Annotated in this window: 19 protein-coding genes; 7 read left to right on the top strand and 12 right to left on the bottom strand. The window is 73.3% G+C overall.

Annotation, left to right across the window (positions count from 1 at the left end; genetic code table 11):
• Positions 1–130 precede the first annotated feature (130 nt).
• The 4 genes from AC1DPN_RS07370 to AC1DPN_RS07355 form a co-directional block, all read right to left on the bottom strand.
• A complete protein-coding gene (locus tag AC1DPN_RS07370; RefSeq protein WP_477084582.1) occupies positions 131–2992 on the bottom strand; it encodes an FAD-binding and (Fe-S)-binding domain-containing protein in 2862 nt (953 codons plus the stop codon).
• Positions 2993–3261: 269 nt separating this feature from the next.
• Entirely contained in the window at positions 3262–3699 is a 438-nt protein-coding gene (locus tag AC1DPN_RS07365; RefSeq protein WP_477084086.1) for an OsmC family peroxiredoxin, read from the bottom strand.
• Positions 3700–3756: 57 nt separating this feature from the next.
• Positions 3757–4902, bottom strand: a complete 1146-nt coding sequence (locus AC1DPN_RS07360) for an AAA family ATPase (protein WP_477084085.1) — start codon at positions 4900–4902, stop codon at positions 3757–3759.
• A 19-nt stretch (positions 4903–4921) separates the two neighbouring features.
• Positions 4922–6328, bottom strand: a complete 1407-nt coding sequence (locus AC1DPN_RS07355; protein ID WP_477084084.1) for a M15 family metallopeptidase — start codon at positions 6326–6328, stop codon at positions 4922–4924.
• 128 nt (positions 6329–6456) lie between these two features.
• Here AC1DPN_RS07355 and AC1DPN_RS07350 point away from each other — a divergent pair, with 128 nt between their 5' ends.
• From AC1DPN_RS07350 to AC1DPN_RS07340, 3 genes are all read left to right on the top strand, one after another.
• A complete protein-coding gene (locus AC1DPN_RS07350) occupies positions 6457–6810 on the top strand; it encodes a hypothetical protein (RefSeq protein WP_477084083.1) in 354 nt (117 codons plus the stop codon).
• Positions 6811–7018: 208 nt separating this feature from the next.
• Positions 7019–7603: a protein-L-isoaspartate O-methyltransferase family protein gene (locus AC1DPN_RS07345; RefSeq protein ID WP_477084082.1), complete on the top strand. Its 585-nt coding sequence runs from the start codon at positions 7019–7021 to the stop codon at positions 7601–7603.
• A 119-nt stretch (positions 7604–7722) separates the two neighbouring features.
• Positions 7723–8229, top strand: a complete 507-nt coding sequence (locus AC1DPN_RS07340; protein WP_477084081.1) for a DUF3806 domain-containing protein — start codon at positions 7723–7725, stop codon at positions 8227–8229.
• A gap of 59 nt (positions 8230–8288) precedes the next feature.
• Here AC1DPN_RS07340 and AC1DPN_RS07335 read toward each other — a convergent pair whose 3' ends face one another.
• Entirely contained in the window at positions 8289–8831 is a 543-nt protein-coding gene (locus AC1DPN_RS07335) for a ribonuclease H family protein (protein ID WP_477084080.1), read from the bottom strand.
• Positions 8832–8952: 121 nt separating this feature from the next.
• Here AC1DPN_RS07335 and AC1DPN_RS07330 point away from each other — a divergent pair, with 121 nt between their 5' ends.
• The gene (locus AC1DPN_RS07330; RefSeq protein WP_477084079.1) at positions 8953–9465 is read left to right on the top strand and encodes a hypothetical protein; all 513 of its coding nucleotides are present in this window, start codon (positions 8953–8955) and stop codon (positions 9463–9465) included.
• 7 nt (positions 9466–9472) lie between these two features.
• Here AC1DPN_RS07330 and AC1DPN_RS07325 read toward each other — a convergent pair whose 3' ends face one another.
• From AC1DPN_RS07325 to AC1DPN_RS07295, 7 genes are all read right to left on the bottom strand, one after another.
• Complete coding sequence (locus AC1DPN_RS07325) at positions 9473–10027, bottom strand: DoxX family protein (protein ID WP_477084078.1); 555 nt, start codon at positions 10025–10027, stop codon at positions 9473–9475.
• 147 nt (positions 10028–10174) lie between these two features.
• On the bottom strand, positions 10175–11122 hold the full coding sequence (locus tag AC1DPN_RS07320) for a 5'-3' exonuclease (RefSeq protein WP_477084077.1): 948 nt from the start codon (positions 11120–11122) through the stop codon (positions 10175–10177).
• Positions 11123–11196: 74 nt separating this feature from the next.
• Positions 11197–12588: a hypothetical protein gene (locus tag AC1DPN_RS07315; protein WP_477084076.1), complete on the bottom strand. Its 1392-nt coding sequence runs from the start codon at positions 12586–12588 to the stop codon at positions 11197–11199.
• 72 nt (positions 12589–12660) lie between these two features.
• Positions 12661–13182 carry an RNA polymerase sigma factor gene (locus tag AC1DPN_RS07310; protein ID WP_477084075.1) on the bottom strand — a complete coding sequence of 174 codons (522 nt, stop codon included), beginning with the start codon at positions 13180–13182 and terminating at the stop codon, positions 12661–12663.
• A gap of 136 nt (positions 13183–13318) precedes the next feature.
• On the bottom strand, positions 13319–14815 hold the full coding sequence (locus tag AC1DPN_RS07305; protein WP_477084074.1) for a MinD/ParA family ATP-binding protein: 1497 nt from the start codon (positions 14813–14815) through the stop codon (positions 13319–13321).
• Positions 14816–14958: 143 nt separating this feature from the next.
• Positions 14959–15339 carry an ATP-binding protein gene (locus AC1DPN_RS07300; RefSeq protein ID WP_477084073.1) on the bottom strand — a complete coding sequence of 127 codons (381 nt, stop codon included), beginning with the start codon at positions 15337–15339 and terminating at the stop codon, positions 14959–14961.
• 138 nt (positions 15340–15477) lie between these two features.
• Complete coding sequence (locus AC1DPN_RS07295) at positions 15478–15843, bottom strand: VOC family protein (protein ID WP_477084072.1); 366 nt, start codon at positions 15841–15843, stop codon at positions 15478–15480.
• Positions 15844–16231: 388 nt separating this feature from the next.
• Between AC1DPN_RS07295 and AC1DPN_RS07290 the strand changes: the two genes are divergently transcribed.
• The 3 genes from AC1DPN_RS07290 to AC1DPN_RS07280 are packed head-to-tail and all read left to right on the top strand — an operon-like array spanning position 16232 to position 21672.
• Complete coding sequence (locus AC1DPN_RS07290; protein WP_477084071.1) at positions 16232–19123, top strand: helix-turn-helix transcriptional regulator; 2892 nt, start codon at positions 16232–16234, stop codon at positions 19121–19123.
• Between the two features lie 24 nt (positions 19124–19147).
• Complete coding sequence (locus AC1DPN_RS07285; protein ID WP_477084070.1) at positions 19148–20221, top strand: DNA polymerase domain-containing protein; 1074 nt, start codon at positions 19148–19150, stop codon at positions 20219–20221.
• Positions 20218–21672 carry a DHA2 family efflux MFS transporter permease subunit gene (locus tag AC1DPN_RS07280; protein WP_477084069.1) on the top strand — a complete coding sequence of 485 codons (1455 nt, stop codon included), beginning with the start codon at positions 20218–20220 and terminating at the stop codon, positions 21670–21672. Before AC1DPN_RS07285 ends, AC1DPN_RS07280 begins: the two co-directional genes overlap by 4 nt.
• Positions 21673–21684: the final 12 nt, after the last annotated feature.

Here is a 21684-nt window from a genome sequence, read left to right as displayed (position 1 = left end):
CATTCCGTCGGCCGCCGTCCGCTCCGGGACCGACAGTGAGTCGACCTGCCGACTGTTAGCCCCGCTAACGCCCGGCCACCGTTAGCCGGCTAACGCCTAGCCACCGTTAGCCAGCTCAACCGTGACCGAGTCAGGCCGTGGGTTCGCGGGTGCTCAGGTGCGCCGCGAGCAGCTCGGCCAGGTGGACGCCCTCGACGCCGGCGAGCTGTTCGCCCTGCGTGCGGCAGGAGAACCCGTCGGCGAGGTAGACGTCGCCGGGTGCGGCGTCGCGCAGAGCCGGCAGGAGCGAGTTCTCGGCGACCGCGACGGACACGTCGTAGTGGCCCTTCTCCATGCCGAAGTTCCCCGCGAGGCCGCAGCACCCGGCCAGGGCGGAGAACTGTGCGCCCGCGTCCGTGAGCAGCTGGCGATCGGGGTTCCACGTCATCACCGAGTGGTGGTGGCAGTGCGGCTGGACGACGGCGGTGACGTCGGACAGGTCGGGCACCTGCCAGCGGTCACCCGGCCCGATGGGCGCAGGCGCGGTGAGCAGCTCGGCGAGCGTTCGGGTCTCGCGCGCGACCGCGACGGCGCGCGGGTCGTCGGGGAACAGGTCGCGCAGGTCCGAGCGCAGCACCGCGGTGCAGGACGGCTCCAGGCCGACGATCGGGATGCCGTTGACCGCGAACGGTCCGAGGACACCGAGCAGGTGGCTGAGCTGCCGGCGTGCACCGTCGAGCTGACCCGTGCTGATCCAGGTCAGGCCGCAGCAGGCGTCGTCCTCGGGAACGAGCACCTCGTACCCGGCGTCGCGCAGCACCGCGACTGCTGCGTGCGCGACGGTCGGCGAGAGGGTGTCGGAGAACGAGTCCGTCCAGAGCAGCACCTTGGTCTTGCGCCCCTCACCGCTGTCGACGTCGTTCGCGCCCCTCGCGGGGGTGACCGTCACCTCGTCGCGGCCCTCCCCCTTGGCCCAGGTCCGGAACGGCTGGCGGGCGAACGTGACCATCTGCCGACGCGTGTCCATGCCGCCACCCGCGAGGACGGCCTTGGCGACCGGGCGGATGCCGAGCACGGTGTTTGTTAGCGCGGCCAGGCCGGGCACGCCGGTGATCAGGCGCGCCCACCGGGGTAGCCAACCGAGCGCGTAGTGCGACACCGGACGCAGCTTCCCGCGATATGTACGGTGGAGCACCTCGGACTTGTACTGAGCCATGTCGACGCCTGCGGGACAGTCCGACGAGCACGCCTTGCAGCTCAGGCACAGGTCGAGCGACTCGTGCACCTCGGGCGACGACCAGCCCCCGGAGACGAGCGTGCCGTTCGCCATCTCCTGCAGCACGCGGGCCCGTCCACGGGTCGAGTCCTTCTCGTCCTTCGTCGCCAGGTAGGACGGACACATGAAGCCGCCGGCCGCAGTGCTGTCCGCACGGCACTTGCCGACGCCGACGCAGCGGTGCAGGGCCGTCGTCAGGTCGCCCGCGTCGTGCGCGAACGAGAACCCGTGCCCGTCGGCCAGCAGAGGGCGGGCCCAGGGGCGGCGCAGGTCGGCATCCAGAGGTCGCGGCCTCACGAGGACGCCGGGGTTGAGCAGGTCGCGCGGGTCGAACAGGTCCTTGAACGCGCCGAACAGGTCGATCGTCTTGGGCGAGTACATGACCGACAGCAGCTCGGACCGAGCCCGCCCGTCGCCGTGCTCGCCCGACAGCGACCCGCCGTGCAAGGCCACCAGCGCCGCGGCATCCTCCATGAAGGCGCGCAGCGGGTTGCCCGACCGTCCGAGCGGGATGTCGAGGCGCAGGTGCACGCAGCCGTCACCGAAGTGCCCGTACGCCAGGCCGTCCACGCGGTGCGACGCCATGAGTGTCTCGAGCTCGCGCAGGTACGCGCCGAGGCGCTCGGGTGGCACCGCCGAGTCCTCGAAGCCCGGCCAGGCCTGCTCGCCCGACGGCGTCCGACCGCCCAGGCCGGCGCCGTCTTCGCGGATCCGCCACATGCGGGCGGCGTCGGGACCGGGCGGGAAGAGGCCGACCGCGGTGGTGCCCGCGTCGGCCGCGAGCGCGTGCGCCCGCGCGAGCGCCTCGTCCAGGTCGGAGCCACCGACCTCGACCATCAGCCACCCGCCGCCCGGCGGCAGCGTGGGGACCGCGGCGGCGCCGCGGACGCGCCGGACCACGTCCACCAGGCGCGAGTCCATGCCCTCGATCGCGAGCGGGGAGTGCGCGAGCAGCGCGGGGACGGCGTCGGCGGCCGCGGGCATGTCGGGGTAGCCGAGCACGACGAGCACGGGAGCGGCGGCGATCGGGACCAGCCGGACGGTCGCGCCGAGCAGCGTGCCGACCGTCCCTTCGGTGCCCACGAGCGCCTTGGCCAGGTCCGTGCCCTTCTCGGGCAGCAGGTGCTCGAGCGAGTACCCCGAGACCTGTCGGCCGAAGCGGCCGAGCTCGGTCCGGATGACCTGGAGGTGGGCGCGGACGAGCTCGTCGAGACCCGGGACCACGTCGAGCGCCCCCGGGCCGGAGCGGGCCTCGAAGCGCCGGCCGGTGCCGTCGACCATGTCGAGCGCGAGGACGTTGTCCGCCGTGCGGCCGTACGCGACCGCGCGCGGGCCGCACGCGTTGTTGCCGATCATCCCGCCGAGGGTCGCGCGGGCCTGCGTGCTCGGGTCCGGCCCGAACCGCAGGCCGTGCGGCGCGGCGGCCTTCTGGAGGTTCGCCATCACGACGCCGGGCTCGATCCGGGCGGTCTGCGCGGACGGGTCGATGTCGAGGATCCGGTTCACGTGCCGCGAGAAGTCGAGCACGATGCCGGTCCCGACCGCGTTGCCCGCCACCGACGTGCCGCCGCCGCGCGCGGTCAGGGGGACGCCGAGAGTCCGCGAGACCTCGAGGGCCGCCTCGACGTCGTCGGTGTCCTGCGGGAACGCGACGACCTGCGGGACGACGCGGTAGTTGGACGCGTCGGTCGAGTACTCCGCGCGTCGGCGCGTGGAGTCGTCGACGACGCCACGCATCACGGAACGCAGCTCCGCGACGACCTGCGCGCTGTCGACGGTCACGGTCTCGGTCACGGCCACCACCCGCGCAGTCTCGCACCGCACCCGGCCACCCGGCACAGGTATCCACGCGACGTGACCAACCTGACGCCGACGCACGGCCACCGAGGTGCACGCCCGAGCGTTCCGGGCCTGTCCCGTGCAGCCGTCGCGGGCTGGGTGCTGCAACGTCCGCGCTCGTGAGGGCCATGGGCAAGCACGAGCGCGGACGTCGCGGGACGGGTGGGTCAGTCGAGGGCGGCGTCCAGGGTGATCTCCGTGCCCGTGAGGGCCTTGCTGACCGGGCAGCCCTTCTTGGCGGCCTGGGCGGCGGCCTGGAAGCCATCGGCGTCCATCCCCTCGACCTCGGCGCGGACGGTCAGGTGGATCGCGCTGATGCGCAGGCCACCGGCCGGGTCGGGGGTCAGCGTGACGTCGGCGGTCACCTGGTGCGCGATGGGGGTCCCGCCGCCGTTCGCGATCTCGCCGGCCAGCGCCATGGAGTAGCAGGAGGAGTGGGCTGCGGCGATGAGCTCCTCGGGGCTCGTCGTCCCCTCAGCCGAGTCGGCGGTACGACGAGGGAACGACACGTCGAACGTGCCGATCCCCGAGCTGGTCAGCTCCACCTGCCCGCTTCCCCCGGGCAGGGTGCCGTTCCATGCGGTGCGAGCTGTGCGGGTTGCCATGGGTTCTCCTTCGATCGGACGGTCTGGCAGACCTCACACGCTAGGTTGCCGCGGCGGTCAGCGCGCGCGGTCGAGGTGGGCCGAGACGATCTGCGCAGGCGCACCGGCCTCGCGCAGGGCGACAGCGGCGCGCGCGTGCAGCGCACGCCGGTCGTCGGCGGCCAACCCGTTGTACAGGGCCGCCCGGACGAGGTCGTGCCCGAACACCAGCCGGTCGCCGCGCGCCCGGACGACGCCCGCCGCCAGACCGTGCCGCAGGGTCCGCCAGCAGTCCGCGACGGGCTCCTGCGCGAGCAGGGCGAGATCCGTCATCACGAACGACGTGCCCAGCACGGACGCCTGCCCGAGCAGGAGCAGCACGTCGTTGCCGAGGTACTCGAGCCGCCGGCGCACCACCTCGTCCAGGGGAACGAGCCAGTCCGAGCCCGCCGCGTCGTGGGTGCCGTCGACCGTGACGAGCACGCCGGACGAGCGCGCGGTCCGCACGACGTCCGCGACGAACCGCGGGTTGCCGCCCGTCGTCGCGAGCGTGCCGCGCAGGGACGGCCCGATGGGACCCCCGACAAGGTGCTCCGCGAGCTCGACCGTCGCCCTGCCGCTCAGCGGCCGCAGCTCCAGGTGCCGGGCCCCGGCGCGCGTCCAGGCGGCCACGACGGCGGCCAGCCCGGGCCGGAACGGTACGGGCCGCATGGTGAGGATGACGAGGGCCTGGTGCAGCGACCCCTCGTGCGCGAGCTGGAGCAGGACGTCGAGCGACGCGGCGTCGGACTCGTGCACGTCCTCGAGGACCAGGGCCCACGGACGGGACGTGCCACGCCTGCGCAGCAGGTCGGCGAACATCTCGGCCGCGCGTGCGACGTCGCCGTCGGGCATGGCCGGCGCCGCGTACAGCCCGTCCAGGAGAGCCGCTAGCTCGGTCTCGAGCGGGGTCCGCGACGAGGTCTGCAGCAGGGCGTCGGACAGGAGCGCGAACGGCCACGAGCGCATGTCGGACGCCCTGGCCGTGCTCAGCTGGACGTCGAGCAGCCGGGCGGACCCACGCAGCGCCTCGACGAGGCTGGACTTGCCGACGCCCGCCTCGCCCTCGAGCAGGACGGTCACGCCCTGGCCGCCGGCCACGGTCGACAACAGCTCGTCGAGGTCGTCGAGCTCGGCCGCCCGCCCCACCAGGGGCCAGGTCCGTCCGTGCCCGGATGAGGTCATGACCCGATGCTATGACCGGTCAGCCGTGGTACTCCCAGTGCCACGCCTCGGGCAGGTTGCCGCTGGGCTCGGCCCAGTCCGGGTGGACCCACTGCCAGGAGCCCGCGTGCTCGTCCATCCACTCGTGCTGCGCGGAGCCGAACGTCTGGATGCCACCGCCGAAGTCGATGGCCACGCCGAACCCGTGGTTGGAGGTGCCGGGCTTCGCGCAGAGGCTGCCCTTGGTGCGGACGCACGAGACCTGGCCCGCGTAGGAGCGGTAGGAGTCCGTGATGGCCATGTCGACGCCGAAGTGCGCCTTGTACTCGACGTTCATCGCCTCGAGCTGCTCGGCGGCGTCGCAACGCATGCGGGCTTGTGCGTCGAAGCTGACGCCGCACAGGGCGGAGTCGGGGATCTCGCCGTTGGCGAAGCCCTGCAGGGACTGCTTCCACGCGGCGCGCTGTGCGGCGGCGGCCTCGGCGGCAGCCTGCGCGGCAGCGGCGGCCGCAGCTGCCTGTGCCTGAGCGGCAGACGCGGCCTCGGCGGCGGCCTGCGCGGCAGCGGCGGCCGCGACGCGGTTGGCCTCCGCGCTCTCGCGCACGGTGGCGGCCAGCTCGGCGACGGCGGCGACGGCGTCGCGGAGCTCCGTGGTGGCCTCGTCCTCCATGCCCGTGGTCGGCGGGAGGGCGGGGATGACCGACGGCGTCGGGCTCGGCGCCGGTGCGGCGTCGGCGGCGGGAGAGGCCGTGGGCGTTGCGGCAGCGTCGATGGGCTGGGCGGCCGGCGTCGGGTTGCCTACGGTGCCGTCGGCAGCCACGGCGGTCACGGCCGGGGCGTCGTACGACTCGGTGGCCGGCACAGCGGCGGGCTCTGCGGCCGGATCCATGGACGGGTCCGCGGCAGCGTCGGCGGCCGGGTCTGCGGCAGCGTCGGCAGACGGGTCTGCGGCAGCGTCGGCGGCCGGGTCCGCGGCGGCGTCGGCAGCCGCGTCGGTGGCGGGGGTCGAGTCCGCGGCGAGCCCGTCGGCGGCGTCGGCTGCGGAGTCCGGGTCGACAGCCTCGATGAGGTCGTTGAGCTTCACCGTCGCTGCCTCGAGCGCGGCGAGCTGCACCGCGTCGACGGAGGCCTCGCTGCCCTCGACCTGGACGGCGTGGGCGACCTCTACGGCGCTGGTGGCGACATCGAGAGCATCGTCACGGGCCTCGGCGACCTGGGCGGCCGTACGGGCGGTGTGCGAGATGCCGAGGGCGAAGCCGTCGCCCCCACGGGCGCTGGCGGTCGCCGCCACGGTGGCGCACAGGCTCATCGCGAGGACCGCGACGACACCACCGCGAGCGAGCCGGACGGAGCGCGGGGCGACTGGACCCAGCGCGCCCGGTTCCGGGCGCTGGGCAGCGTGCCGGCCACCCGCTGGCCGACCTCGTCGAGGAAACTTGTTACTCATGCGTGACACGTTAAGTCTTTCGGACGAACGTCCAGGACACCTTTAGCCGCTACGAGGGGGAGATCCCGTGTGGATCTCGTTACGGTGTCGTTACACAATTCATAGGTTCGGGCGGCTAGGCTGCCGCCGTGCTCCCCGACCAGTCGCCGCAAAGCCCGTCCGAGACCCCCGTTCGGGGCCTCGACGACCTCTACGACATCGCCCGGTTGGCCGACCGTCTCGGCGTCGAGCACGCCACCATCCGCGTCTGGCTCTCCCGCAAGGTCCCGTGGCTCCCGCAGCCCGACGGACGCCTCAACGGCGGGGCGGTGTGGCGCGCGACGACCCTCGAGGGCATCGAGACCCGGCGCGAGCGCGGCCGCCCGGGCCGCAAGCCGAAGTTCGTGCCCGCACCTGCCGCGGCCGAGATCCCGCGCACCGGGATCCCCGCCGCTGTGCCGCTCACTGCGGCACCCGTCGCCAGCGAGCAGCGCGCCGGCTAGCACGCAGCCGGACCCGGCACTCGGACGCGCGAGCGGCCGTGCCCCGGCGCAGCGCGTCGGGGCACCGAGACGGTCGACGCCGGTGCCCATATGGATGCAGTCGGCAGGATCCCGGAGCTCCTGAACCTGCGGCGGGAATACCACCCCTATGGCGGACCCGCTCGAAGGCGCGCCGACCTCCTCTCGCGGACCCTCGTAGGCTCGAGGGATGCGCGAGGGGGCGGACCCGCAGCGCGCCGCCGACGTGGCCGACGCGATGCACCAGCTCGCGCGCACCGGGTTCCTCCCCGAGGAGCAGCGGGCGCACGCGTCGGAGGACCGACCGCTCCCGCTCTGGCACGGCCAGACGAGCTCCCAGCCGAGCACGGTCGCGGCGATGCTGCGCCTGCTCGAGGTTCCGGTGGGTGCGCACGTGCTCGACGTCGGAGCGGGCTCCGGCTGGACGACGGCGCTCCTGGCGCGGCTCGTCGGCCCTGACGGCCGCGTGCTCGGTCTCGAGCTGGACCCGCAGCTCGCGGACTGGGGGGCTGCCAACGTCGCCGCCCATCACCTGCCGTGGGCCTCGGTCGAGCGCGCGGTCGATGGTGTCCTGGGGCGTCGGGTCGTCGGTGGCTGGCGACGGATCCTGGTCTCCGCCGCCGCACGGTCACTTCCGGCCGAGCTCGTCGCACAGCTCGCCGACGACGCGCGGATGGTGATCCCGGTGCGGTCGACGATGCAGCTGGTGGAGCGGAGGGACGGGCGCACGATCGTGAGCCCGCACGGCTCGTACATGTTCGTGCCGCTGCGGTGAACACGCTGGGCACCTGCTCCGCTCTCGGCAGCAGCCGGGCACCACCGGCGGGCCCGTAGTGCGGCACCCGCTCGGGTGACAGTCCTCAATCCTTAGCCGTCACAGACCGATGCGTGGCCATGGGACTGTTTCGTCGCGCGGCGAGACCCGAGGACGGGCTCGAGGTACCGCACCCGCACACACCGTCGGACGAGAGCCGTGACGTGCTCGTCGAGCAGCTGAACGCCGCCGAGCTCGTCTGGGCCGCTCAGCACCGCGAGCTCGTCGCCGGCCTGTGCGCCGGTTCGGCCGACGCCCAGACCGTGAGCGACCTGTTCGACCGCGTCCAGGCGACCTGGCTGCAGTCGCAGGACCGGGCCGAGTCGGCTCCCCTGGTGAACGCCTTCGGCGTCGCGCTCGGAGACCTCGTGGCCGAACGCGTCCCCGGGCTCGCCTGGGCCACGGCGCACGGCGACGGAGAGCCCGAGCTGGTGCTCAACCACCCGGAGCACGACCTGGTGATCTTCCCGATCGCAGCGGTCCGCAAGAACTGGGGTCACGCCCCCGCAGGCTGGCTCGCGGCCTACGTGCACGAGGCGGTCGGCGGCGCGCTGGCGATCCTGGCCGGGAACCGCTCACGCCACTGAGCCTGCCCGGCGGTCAGAACGCGGTCAGAACGCGGTAAGGACGCGGTCAGGACGCGCGGTCAGAACAGCAGATCGGGCTCCGCGTAGGAGGTTCCGGCGGCCGCCGCGACCGGCTCCAGGGAACGAACCACGACCGGCACGCCCGCGAACGACGGCGGCGCGGGATCCACTCCGTCGCGGATCGCACGGGCGGCGATGCCGGCGAGCTCGTCGGCACGCTCGTTGAACTCGTCGCCACGGTGTCCGCGCACCCAGACGAAGGTCACCCCACCCGGGCGCGAGGTGATGGCCGCGTCGATGGCCCGGATGAGCTCCAGGTTCTGCACCGGCCCGCCGGACGCGGTCCGCCACCCCTTGCGTCGCCACCCGTGGATCCACTCCGACGAGCACTTGATCGCGTACTGCGAGTCGGCCTGGATGGTCAGGGGCTCGTCGCCCGGGTGGGCGCGGACGGCCTCGAGGACCGCCATGAGCTCGGCGATCTGGTTGGTGCCGGACTCGTGCCCGCCGCTGTCGTGCGTGCCGTCGTGGTTGGCCCAGGCCCACCCGATGGCCCCGCCGGGGTTGCGCAGGCAGGAGCCGTCCGTGCTGACCGTGATCACCGGACCATCTTGCCGTCTCGCGGCACCCACCAGACGGACCGCATCGCCCGAACGAGGGACGACCCGGCCATACCGTGCACGTGCCGCTCAGGTTCCGTGCCCGGCGGACCGATGGTGACGTATGACCACGTACGACGACGCCGACCTGTTCAGCGAGGCGTTCACCGGGTTCCACGAGGTGACCGAGTCTCGCCGCCGCTCGCGGACGCTCAGCGTGCTCGCGCTCGCCACTGCGGCCGCGCTGGTCGTGGGTGCGCTGTTCTGGCTCCGGCTGTCCCAGGAAGCCCCCGTCGACGTGGCTGCCGACCCCTCGGTCCTGGTCCCTGCGCTGACCCAGACGCAGCGGTCGGCCGACGTCATCGCGAACAGCGACCGGGCGGACCTGCTGATCTACCCGGAGACGACCCGCCTCCTGCTGCTCCAGGACGACGCGGCCTACTACGTGGCGACGGCGCCCGGCGACCAGCTCTGCCTCGTCGCCGTCCCGAGCGGCGACCTGGCGCGGACCGCGTGCGAGTCCACGGTCAGCGCCCCCGTCGCGCTCAGGCTCGACGACGTCCTGCTGGTCCCGACGGGCGTGGCCGCACCGGCCACGGCGCACGAGGCCGCGCCGAACGTCTTCGTCGAGGACTGACGGGTCGTCACGGACGGCGCAGCCGCGCACCCAGTGCCGACGCACCGATCACGGCGGCAGCGCACGCGAGGACGACGTCCTTGAGCACGTACTGAGCCGTCAGGGTGGGCCCACCGGCCGGGAAGAGCTCGTCGAAGAAGAGCACCAGCGGCGACATGATGCCGACGAGGGCGCCCGCGAGGACCACCAGTCCGGCCCGCAGGAACCAGCCCGTCACGAGCGTGAGACCGATGAACGTCTCCATGATGGCGGTGAGGAGCAGGGCCGCCGTCGGGGCGACGAGCCCGAAGGTCAGCTCACCGATCGTGCGCTCGGCCAGCTCGGCCGCCGGGCTCACGCCCGGGAAGAACTTCAGGACGCCGAACCCGAGGAACACGAGCCCGAGGCTGATGCGCAGCGCGGTGATCGAGTGGCGGGTGAGCACCTGGGCGAGCCCGTCGAGGAGGCGGGCAACGACGTTGTCGCCGGTGGCGGAGGCAGAAGCGGGCTCAGGGACGAAGGTGTTGTCCGGGACGTTCGCCGGGGTCGTGGACTTCGCGGCGGGGGTGAGGACAGCAGACATGGACGTGCCTTTCCGGTCGGGACCCCTGGTTCGGGGTCGAGTCGCCGGGTTCCCGGCGTCGATGCGTGCACCCTTTGTGGTGCACACGTCACGACAGGAGGACGTGCAGCCGTGCCTGATACGTCCGGTACGGGGTAGTTTGCGCCGTCAGCCGGCGAGGGCGTCCACGACGCGCTTGACGCTCGACGACAGGCCCCACCGCTCCGCGAGCGCGACGAGCGCCTCCGGGTCGGCGACGACCTTCGGCAATCGGTCGTCGAACGCCGGGACCGGCGCGTCCGGGGCGACACGCACCACGTTCGGCGCCACGGCCAGGTAGTCCGCCGACTCCGTGAGCCGACGACGCTGCGTGGCGGTCAGCCCGGCGTCACCCGCGTCGCGCGCGGCGAGGATCCCGACGAGCGACCCGTACCGGTGCACGAGCGCCGCCGCGGTCTTCTCGCCGATGCCCGGCACCCCCGGCAGCCCGTCGCTCGGGTCGCCGCGCAGCACCGCCATGTCCGCGTACCCGGCGCCGGTGGCCACGTCGTACTTCGCGCTCAGGCGCGCCTGGTCGATCGTCTCGAGGTCTCGGATCCCGCGCGCCGTGTAGAGCACGCGCACCGGTACCTCGTCGTCGACCAGCTGGAACAGGTCACGGTCACCGGTGATGACCTCGACGATCGCGCGGTCCTGGGCCACGACCTCGCGCGCCACAAGGGTCCCGATGACGTCGTCGGCCTCGTACCCCGGGACGCCCACGCGTGCGATGCCGAGCGCTGCGAGCACCTCGACGATGATCGGGACCTGCGGTGAGAGCGTGTCCGGGACCTCCTCGAGGCCTGTGGTCCCCGGGATCTCGACCGCGACGCGGTGCGCCTTGTACGACGGGATCGCGTCGACCCGGAACGCCGGCCGCCAGTCGTCGTCCCAGCACATGACCAGGCGCGTGGGCCGTAGGTCGGTGACCAGCCGCGCGATCATGTCCAGCAGCCCGCGCACGGCGTTGACGGGGGTGCCGTCCGGCGCGGTCATGGACTCGGGGACACCGAAGTAGGCGCGGAAGTACAACGAGGCACTGTCCAGCAGCAGCAGCTTCTCGGGGCGCTCAGGCATGGCGTCAGTCTGGCAGGCCGAAGAGCGGCCGGCCCGCGTCCCCTCCGAACGCGGGCCGGCCGAGCCAGGTGGCGTCAGGCGTCGAAGTCGAGGTCGTCGTCGGCGACGGCGATGACCGTCCAGACGGCGCCGTCGGAGTCCGACAGCTCGTAGGTCGGGACGAGGACGGCCGCACCGGTCGGCAGCGTCGTCTGAGCGAGGCCGAGGCGGGCGGACACGATCGTCACGTGCTCCACGGGCCAGGCGAGCGGGCTGCCCGCGTCGGGAGTGGCCGGAACGGTCGGCTCGTCGCTGGGCTCGGGTGCGATCTCGACCGACGAACGGGCGGCGTCCTCAGCCTCGGCGGCCAACGGCATGACGCCGCCGTACGACGGGCCGAACCGCGGGTCGGTGAGGCGCGCGACGGCGTCGGTCGGGCTGACCACGTCGTAGTCCCCGAGCGCGACGGTCGGCGCGAGCGACCCGTAGAGCGACTGGACACCCGTCGCGACGATCGAGAAGCTCCAGGCCACGCCCGTGCGCTGCCCGTCGACCACCTGGTAGGCCGAGACGGTCGTGTACTGCGGGCTGCTCGGGTCGGTGATCACCTCGAACTCGAAGCCGGCGGGGTCGACGCCGAGCGCCGACATGAGGTCCTTGGCCTGGCCGGTCGCCGCGTCCCCGGTCGGGGCGGGGTCGGTGCTGGTCTGGCACTCGGGCGAGACGGCGGGCTCGGAGGCGCCCGTGGACCCGTCGGTCCCGCCCCCGTCCGCGGGGGGCTCGGCGGGCTCGACCGACATCTTCTCGCAGCTCCACGGGTCCCGCGTCGGGTCGTAGTACGAGACGCTCGTCATGCCGTCCGAGGAGATCGACACGGTCGCCCCGGAGCCGTCGTTGGGGCCGACGACCCACGAGCCGTACTCCTGGCGCGGCTCCCCGGCGACGCCGAGCGCGGCCGCCACACGCGCGATGGTCTCCTGCGTGTACACGGACTCGGCGTCGAACCCGTACGCCGGCGCGCTGCCCCCCTCGGTGGAGAGCCCCTCAGAGCTGAAGACCGTCCGGCCGAACCCCCAGCCGGCGAGCTTGGAGTCGGCGCCCGAGGCGAGGTCCGAGGACGACCCCGGTGCCATGGCCACGTCGTCACCGGCCGAGGACTCGCGCGAGCCGTCGGCCAGCGTCATCGCCGGCGCTGCCGTCGGCGGCGTCTCGGCGTTGGCACCGCCGAGCGCGTAGCTCCCCCCGCCGATCACCGCGATCCCCGCGACGACGGCCGCGGCCTGCAACCACATGGGCGTGCGCCGGGCGCGGCGGGCCGAGAGCTCGTCGACCAGGATCGTCTCCTCGGCCACGGGCACCCCGGTCGCCGCCGTCACCGACGCGTACACGGCGGTGAGGTCAGGGTTCGTGCCCCGTGCGGGGTCGGCGGCCCGCAGCCGCTGGAACGCGGCGTCGTCGTCGTTCGGGTGGAGCTGGTCGTCGTTCATGGCGGTGCCCTCCTGGAGTGCGGGTGGTCCTCTACCCCCCTTGTGTCGTCGGGGCGGGCCACCTTGCAGCCGTCAGGCCTCGGCGTCGGCCCAGGCGTCGCGCAGCCGGGCGCGCGCGCGGCTCAGCGCGGCATCGGCGCCACCGCGGGACACCCCCAGGACGGCGGCCAGAGAGTCACCGACCAGGCCCTCCCACGCGTTCAGGAGCAGGATCTGCCGGTCCCGGGCCGTGAGGGCGGCCAGCGCCGTCCGCACCTGCTCGTCCTGGACGAGGCGTACGGCGGGGTCGTCGTGGTCGATCTCGTCCGGGAGCTCGCCGACCGGCACGGGCCGGAACTTGCGGCGGTGGTTCGCGACGACGAACCCGGCCGTCCGGTACAGCCACGGGAGCTCGGCACCGTCGGGGATGTCGTCGCGTCGGCGCCACGCCGTGGTGAGCACGTCGGCCGCGAGGTCGTCCGCCTCGTCGCGCGACGTCCGTCGGACCAGGAACCGGTGCACCGCCGTCGTGTGCTCGCGCACGAGCGCCTCGAACCAGGCAGCGTCACGGGGACCGACGGGCGCGTCCACGGCACTCGCCGACTGCGAGGCCACAGCGGGATCTGTGCTCGCGTTCTCGGACGTGGACGTGCTGTGCGGTGGCACGGTGCTCCCAGGGTCGACGATGGCCTACATCTCCCCTCTGTCGCGGGCCGACCCGATCTTGCACGGTCGGCCGCACGAGAAAAGATCAGAGCCCGTCGGCGACCACCGCGGTCACTCGCAACCAGGCGTCCCGAGTCGAGCGGTCCAGCGCTTCGTAGTCGATCGGTCCGCCCGCCACGAGCGCCTTGTCGTGCGGTACGTCGATGACGGCCCTGGTCAGCGCACCGAAGTGGGAGCGCAGGCGCTTCTGCAGGTCCTTGTCGACCTTGGGCTCCGGCGCCGAGAGCACGGTCACCGCGCGCCGGACGGCTTCCTCGTGGCCCGTCGAGCGCAGCGCGTCCAGCGCCCACGCGGCCGACTGGGCGGTGTCCTCACGGATCGTCGAGACGACGACGATCTGGTCGGCGGCGTCGATCGCGGCCTGCCAGTTGGACGCGCGCATGTTGTTGCCCGTGTCGATCACGAGGACCCGGTAGAACCGGGAGAGCACCTGGTGCAGGTCGGAGAACGACTTGGCGTCGACGGACGACGCCGAGGCCGAGTTCTCGTCCGACGCCAGCACGTCGAACTGCTCGGTCGGCTGCGTCCGGACGAACCCGTCGAGGTCGCCGATCCGCACGGTCCCCTGCTCCGAGAGCCTGGGCAGCGCCTCCAGCAGGTCGACCGCGGTGCGCGTGTGGTCGGCGTGCGACGAGCGCCACCCGAGAGTCCCTCGGGTCTCGTTGTTGTCCCACGCGAGCGTGTAGCCACCGCGCTGCAGACCGAACGTCGCGGCCAGGAGCATCGTGGCGGTCGTCTTGTGCGCGCCGCCCTTGGGGTTGATGACGACGATCGTCTTGGGTCCGTCGAGCGTGCGGCGCACCGTCGCGGACGCGGCCCGACGACGACGCTCGACCTTGCCGGGGCCGGGCTTGATCGCCCCGAACGTCACGCGCCCCAGTCCGTACCGCCAGCCGTGCTCGGCGGGTCCACCCGTCTCCACGGGGTGCCGCGCTGCGAGCAGGTCGTCGAGCGTGGGGAGCGAGCCGGCCACGGGCTCGGCGGCGACGGGCGGCGCGGTCGGCGGTGCAGCGGCGACCGGAGGGTCCGGCAGCTTGGCGGCCGGGCCACGAGGGGTGGTCGGCGGCGGCGGCGTCGCGGGCGCGGCCGCCGAGGCCGGCGGGATCCCGGCGACTGCCGCGACCGAGTCGTTCTCGCTCGGTGCCGACGACGACGTGGCCGGCGTGGCCTCCTGCGTGTCCGTGGCTGCGGGTTCCGGAGTCGTCGTCAGGGGTTCGTCCCCCGTCTCCGCGCGCGGCGCCTGCGGTATCGAAGGCGCCTCGTCGACCACACCGTCGGGGTGGATCATCAGCGACCAGAGCCCTTCGGGATCACGCACCTGCACCGGCACGGGCTGCCCGACGGACACCGCGAGCTCCGCGATGCGCGACGTGATCGCGGCTCCGGCCTCGGCGAGGTTCGCCTTGCTGACCCGCTCGACGACGCCGTCGATCGAGATCTCGCCCGTGCCGTCCTCGCGAACCTCTGCGCTGATCTCGGGCAACCGGGTCGCCGTCGAACCCTTCTGACCCTCGTCGCTCATGTGTGTCGCTGCCCCTCGTCGGCCGGTGATCCGCCACCGAAACTACGCCGGACGGGCGTTGCGTGCACCGTCGAACCGCAGGCCAGGGCGCGTCCGTTTCGTCGGAAGCTCGTCGGGACAGCCGATTTCGGTGTGCCCGAGCCTCAGTCGTCGTCCCGGACCTCGAACCAGACCGTCTTGCCGCCGGGTCGGTTCTGGGTCCCCCAAGCCGTCGCGAGCGCCTCGACGAGGGCCAGTCCGCGACCGCTCGGAGCCGTCGGCTCGGGGTGGCCGACCGTCGGGACACCACCGCCCATGTCACTCACCATGACGCGGACCACCGGGCCGTCGATCCGGACCCGCACCGTCACCGGGTCGCCCGGCGGACCGTGCACGACCGCGTTCGAGACGAGCTCGCCGGTGAGCAGCTCGACGACCTGGTTCGACGCACCGCCGATGCCGGCGTCGGCGATCGCCCGCATGACCCAGTGCCGCGCCGCCCGCGTGGCGGACCGCTCCGACTCGATGACGAGCTGAGCGTCCACCACGTGCGCGTCACGCCGCCGAGCGCTCTCTGCACTCCGGAGGTCCCGTACGTCGCCCACCACAACAGGGTGCCCGAGTCACGTCTCTCCCGCCCGGCGGTGCCGCCTGCGCGTCGGGGTGAAGCGAGGCGACGGCGGTCAGCGCCGGTGGCTCACCAGCCCCACGAGGTTGCCGTCGGGATCGCGCACGAACGCCTGCCACTCGTTGGTCCCCGCCGGCCCCAACGTCGCGTCGTCGTGCCGGAAGATCACGTGCGGCTCGGCCTCGACGGGGACCCCGGCGTCGCGCAGACGTCCGACGGTCGCCTCGATGTCGTCGACGCGCAGGTACAGCAGCGACGACGGGGCGTTCACGTCGAGCAGGAGGCGCGTGCCGTCGAGGTCGAAGAAGAGGAGACCCGGCGGGTCGAAGCGGGCCGTCGGCGCGGTGCCGAGCAGGTCCGTGTAGAACGCTGCGGCCCGGTCGAGGTCGGTCGCGCGCTGGGCAACCTGGACGAGTTCCATACCTGATCGTGCTCCTCCTGAGGTACCTCAGACCACCTCAGAGGCACCTCAGACCGTGGCCGCTCGGCACGTGGTGCCCAGGACCCGTCGATCGACCGATCCGGGACCCCACGCCTCACCACGAGAGTCATTGATGTCATCGAAACGCGTCGGACGACCGTCCGGCGGTCATGAGGAGGAACACCATGGCTGAATTCTGGGGAACCGCCCTCGACGGCGAGCTCGCCTACCGCCACGATCGCATGTCGGAGGCGCTGCGGCGCCCCGTCCAGGGCGACCGCGTCGTCCGTCCCGACGGGAGCCTGCGCCCCGTGAAGCCTGCGCACCCGCTATTCACTGCCACGCGTGGGTGGGTGCTGCGAGGATCAGGAGCATGGCACGTGGCTCGATGAGCACCCCGTTCGTCGCACGCGCGCCGCAGGTCGACCAGCTCACGCTGGCCCTGCGGCGCGCTGATGCCGGCGAGCCCACCGCGGTCCTCATCGCGGCGGACGCCGGCATCGGCAAGACCCGGCTCCTGCGGCACTTCGCGGAGCTGGCGCAGGCATCGGGCGCCCGCGTCGTCGTCGCGCACTGCGTGGACCTGGGCGAGATCGGGCTGCCCTACCTGCCCTTCGCAGAGGCGCTCGCGCAGCTGCGCGCGCTGGAGCCGGACGCGGTCGACGACGTCGTCTCCGGCCGCCCCGCGCTGTCCCGGCTGCTGCCTGGTCCGGCGGGCGTCGTCGGGGCGCTCGACGACCAGGCGAGCCGGCTGCAGCTGTTCGACGGTCTCGTCGAGGCCCTCGGCGTCGTCGGCGTCCCCGAGCACCCGCTGCTGCTCGTCCTGGAGGACCTGCACTGGGCCGACGCGTCCAGCCGCGACGTGCTGAGGTTCCTCGTCTCCCGGCTGCGCGACCAGCACCTCATGGTGGTCGCGAGCTATCGGACCGACGACCTGCACCGGCGACACCCCTGGCGCCCGGTCGCCGCCGAGCTGGCCCGGCACCCGCGCGTCGAGCGTCTGGACCTCGCGCCCTTCACCGACGACGAGCTCCGCGAGTTCACGACGGCGCTCGCCGGCGCGCCGCTGGAGGAGCGCACCCTGCGTCGCGTGATCGACCGCTCGGAGGGCAACGCCTACTTCGCCGAGGAGCTGCTCGAGGCGGGAGCGGACGAGGAGGAGCTGCCCTGGTCCCTCGCGGACGTCCTGCGCTCCCGGCTCGAACAGCTCGACCCGTCGGTGCAGCGTCTGGCACGCGTCGCGTCCGCGGCCGGCCGACGGGTGTCCGAGCCGCTGCTGCGCGCGGTCGTGACCGACGACCCGCTGCTGGCTGCGCCCGGCGCGTTCGACACGGCTCTGCGCGAGGCGGTCGCCCACCACATCCTGGGCGGGGAGGACGGGCGGATCGCGTTCCGGCACGCGCTGCTCGCCGAGGCCGTCTACACCGACCTGCTGCCCGGTGAGCAGTCGGCCCTGCACCGCGCCTACCTCAAGGTGCTCCGCGACGACCCGACGCTCGGGCCGTCCTCACAGCTCGCGTCGCACGCGCTGCGCGCCCCCGACCTGCCGACCGCGCTGCTCGCCTCGCAGGAGGCGGCCCGGCAGGCCCGCGAGGTGCTCGCGCCCTCCGAGGAGCTGCGGCACCTCGAGGTCGTCCTCCGGCTGTGGGGCGCCGTCCCCGAGGTCACCGGGTCGCTCGACGAGGACCACCCCGACGTCCTGGCCGCCGCCGCGGCGGCAGCAAGCCGGGCGGGCCAGACCGACCGCGCGGTGCAGCTGACACGCGCCGCGGTCGAGGAGACGGCACCCGACGTCGAGCGGCAGGCGATGTTGCGCACCGTGCTGGCGCGCTACCTGCTCGCGACCGACGACATCGCCGACGCGATGAGTGAGGCGTCCCGCGCGCTCGAGGCCCTGCCCACGGGCGACACCTCGGCCCGCGCGTGGGCGCTCGCGTCGTACGCGCGCGCGGCGCTGAACGCCGACCTCGACGAGCAGGCCGAGGCCAGCGCACAGGACGCGGTGGTCGTCGCCCGGGCGGCGGGCGCGGCCGACGCCGAGTCGGACGCGCTGACCACGCTCGCCGTGCTCGTCGTGGACGACGCCGACCGGGCCGCCGAGCTGCTCGACACGGCCCTGACCCGCGCCCGGGAGGCGTGCGACTACGTCACCGAGCTCCGCACGATGTTCAACCTGACGTCGAACCGCTACTACGCGGGCGACCTGCCCGGCGCCGCCCAGCTCGCCCGGGACGGCGTCGAGCGTGCGGCGTCGCTCGGCATGACGTGGAGCGCCTACGGGCTCGAGCTGCACATGTTCGTCAACCTGGTCCGCTACGTCACCGGAGACCTGAGCCCGGCCGGGCTGGGCGGGGTGCCCGACGAGCTGGCGGACATCCTGAAGTCGCAGGCTCTATATGCCGCAGTCGCGCGGGGGGACGCCGACGCCGCCGACCGGGGGCTCGCGCTCGAGTCCGTCTGGCACCGCGACGGGTTCATCGCCCTCGTCGCGGGCGGGTGCACGGTCGACGCGCTCACCTGGCGGGGCGACCTGGAGGGAGCCGTCGCGCTGGCGGGCCGGCTGCTCGAGTACCTCTGGCGCACGTGGTCCGACTACTTCCTGGGTGGCATCTGGCTGGTCGCGCTCGCGCTCGCCGCGCTCGCCGACCAGGCACAGCAGGACCGGCTGCTCGGCAAGGACATCTCGGAGCTCCTGACCCGGGGCGACCACCTGCTGCAGCGCGCGGTCGTGACGGCCGTGCGGGGCAGGCCCCGTGGCGGGCACATGGGTCCCGAGGGCCGCGCGTGGCTGGCGCGGGCGCACGCGGAGCACTCGCGGCTCGTCGGCACCAACGACCCCGAGCTGTGGCGCGAGACGATCGAGGAGTTCGACTACGGCTACCGCTACGAGCTCGCGAGAAGCCGGTTCCGGCTGGCGGAGGCGCTCCTCGAGGGCGGCGACCGCGAGGGCGCGCTCGAGACGGCTCGCACCGCACTGAGCGAGGCGGACGCGATGGGCGCCGTCCCGCTCGCGACGGCGGTGCGCGGGCTGGCCCGGCGCGGCCGGCTCGACCTGCCGGGCGTGCGGTCGAGCGGTGCCGACGTCCTGACGGCACGCGAGGCCGAGGTGCTCGCGCTCGTCGCGCAGGGACTGTCCAACCGGCAGATCGGCGAGAAGCTCTACATCTCCGGCAAGACCGTGTCGGTGCACATCTCGAACCTGCTGGCCAAGCTCGGGGTGTCCGGGCGGGCCGAGGCCGTGTCGGTCGCGCACCAGCGGGGGCTGATCGGTGCGGGCTGAGCGGGTGCACCCTAGGTTGGGCGCATGACGCCGTCGAAGGTCCCCGCGGTCGAGCTCGAGGTGAACGGCCGGACCGTCCGAGTGAGCAGCCCCGACAAGATCTACTTCCCCGAGCTCGGGCTGACCAAGCTCGACGTCGTGCAGTACTTCATCTCTGTCGGGGACGGCATCCTGGGCGCCCTGCTCGACCGGCCGACCACGCTGGAGCGCTGGCCCAAGGGCGTGTTCGAGGGCGCCAAGCTGGCCACCCGCATGGACTCGACGGGCGACGCGTTCTACCAGAAGCGCGTCCCGCAGGGGGCGCCGGAGTACGTGAAGACGGCCCGCATCGCGTTCCCCAGCGGCCGCACCGCGGACGAGGTCGCGCCCAGCGAGCTGGCCGTCGTCGCGTGGGCCGCGAACCTCGGCACGCTGACGTTCCACCCGTGGCCGGTGCTCGGCGACGACGTCGAGTCTCCCGACCAGATCCGCATCGACCTGGACCCGCAGCCCGGCACCGACTTCACCGACGTCGCACGCGTCGCCCCCCGCGTGCGCGAGCTGCTGGCGGAGCACGGCATGGAGGGCACGCCCAAGACGTCGGGCGGCCGGGGCATCCACATCTTCGTGCCCATCGAGCCACGCTGGTCGTTCGTCGAGGCCCGGCGCGCGACCATCGCGTTCGGCCGTGAGCTCGAGAGCCGGATGCCGTCCGAGGTCACCATGAAGTGGTGGAAGGAGGAGCGCGGGCAGAAGATCTTCGTCGACTACAACCAGATGGCCCGCGACCGCACCATCGCCTCGGCCTACTCGATCCGCACCAACCCGCGGGCGACGGTCTCCGCTCCGCTGCGGTGGGACGAGGTCGCGGACGTGGCTCCCGACGACTTCACGGTCCGCACGATGCCGGCGCGCTTCGCCGAGGTGGGCGACCTGTTCGCCCCGCTGGTCGCCCGGGCGACCCCGCGGTACTCGATCGAGTCGCTGCTGGAGCTCGCGGAGCGCCAGGAGGTCGACGAGGGTCAGGGCGACATGCCGTACCCGCCGGAGTACCCGAAGATGCCGGGCGAGCCGAAGCGAGTTCAACCGAGCAAAGACCGTGACAGACCGCGGCCGTGAGCAGCCCTGCTGAGCCTGCCCCCGGCGGCGCCATCGTCTACGCGTCCGCGCGCGGCCGATGGGTCCTGTTCGCGACCGTCCTCGGGTCGGCGATCGCGTTCATCGACGCCACGGTCGTCACGATCGCTCTGCCCAACATCGCCGACGACCTGGGCGCCACCACGGCCGACCTGCAGTGGACCGTCAACGCCTACGCCCTGACCCTCGCGGCGTTCCTGCTGCTCGGCGGGTCACTGGGAGACCGGTTCGGCCGCAAGCGCATCTTCCTGTTCGGCGTCGTCTGGTTCGCGATCGCGTCGCTCGCCTGCGCGGTCGCACCCACGGTGGGGCTGCTCATCGCGGCCCGGGCCGTGCAGGGCGTCGGTGGCGCGCTGCTGACGCCCGGCTCGTTGGCCATCCTGCAGTCGACGTTCGCCGGTTCCGACCGCGGGCGCGCGATCGGGGCGTGGTCGGGTCTGGGCGGCGTCGCGGGCGCGATCGCGCCGTTCCTGGGCGGCTGGATCGTCCAGGTCACCTCGTGGCGCTGGGTGTTCGGCATCAACCTCCCGCTCGCCGCCGCCGTGGTGCTGGTGACCATGCGGCACGTCCCGGAGAGCGTCGACGAGGACGCGGCGAAGTCGCTCGACGTCGCCGGCACGGTGCTCGGGGCGCTCGGTCTGGCCGGCGTCACCTACGGGTTCACGGCGTGGACGGCGGCAGGCAGCGTCGACGGCACCGTGGCCGTCACCCTGGGGCTCGGGGTGCTGGCGCTCGTCGCGTTCGTGCTCGTCGAGCGGCGTGCGATCGCTCCGATCCTGCCGCCCGCCCTGTTCCGCTGGCGGCCGTTCTCGGGCACGAACGCCGCGACCCTGCTGATCTACGCCGCCATCTCTGGGATCTTCTTCTTCCTCGTCGTGACCCTGCAGGTCGTTGCCGGCTACTCCCCGCTCGCGTCCGGCCTGGCGCCCCTGCCGATCACCCTGCTCATGCTCCTGCTCTCGCCGCGGGCGGGCGCGCTCAGCACGATCATCGGCCCCAAGATCCCCATGACGGTCGGGCCCCTGATCTGCGCCGCCGGGGTGGTGCTCCTGCTCGGTGTCGGACCGGAGACGCCCTATCTCACGCACGTGCTGCCGGGCATCGTCGTGTTCGGGCTGGGCCTGTCCGCGACGGTCGCGCCCCTGACCACCACAGCGCTCGCGGCGGCTCCCGACCACCTGGCCGGTGCGGCGAGCGGCGTCAACAACGCGGTCGCACGCGTGGCCGGCCTGCTCGCGATCGCTGTGCTGCCCCTGGCCGCGGGCGTCGGCTCCTCGCTGACGGACGCCGCGACCCTCGAACCGGCCTACCGCGTCGCGATGCTCATCTGCGCAGGGCTCCTGGCGGGCGGCGCGCTGATCTCGGCCCTGACCGTGCCGCGCACGGCGGACGCGGTCCGGCCGCCCAGCAAGGCGGCACCGGCCGGCAGCTGATCTTGCTGCCCG

This window comes from Cellulomonas sp. P4_H4 (assembly GCF_056400865.1).
The sequence above is the reverse complement of the archived record's forward strand: the minus strand, read 5'-3'. Positions and strand labels throughout refer to the sequence as shown.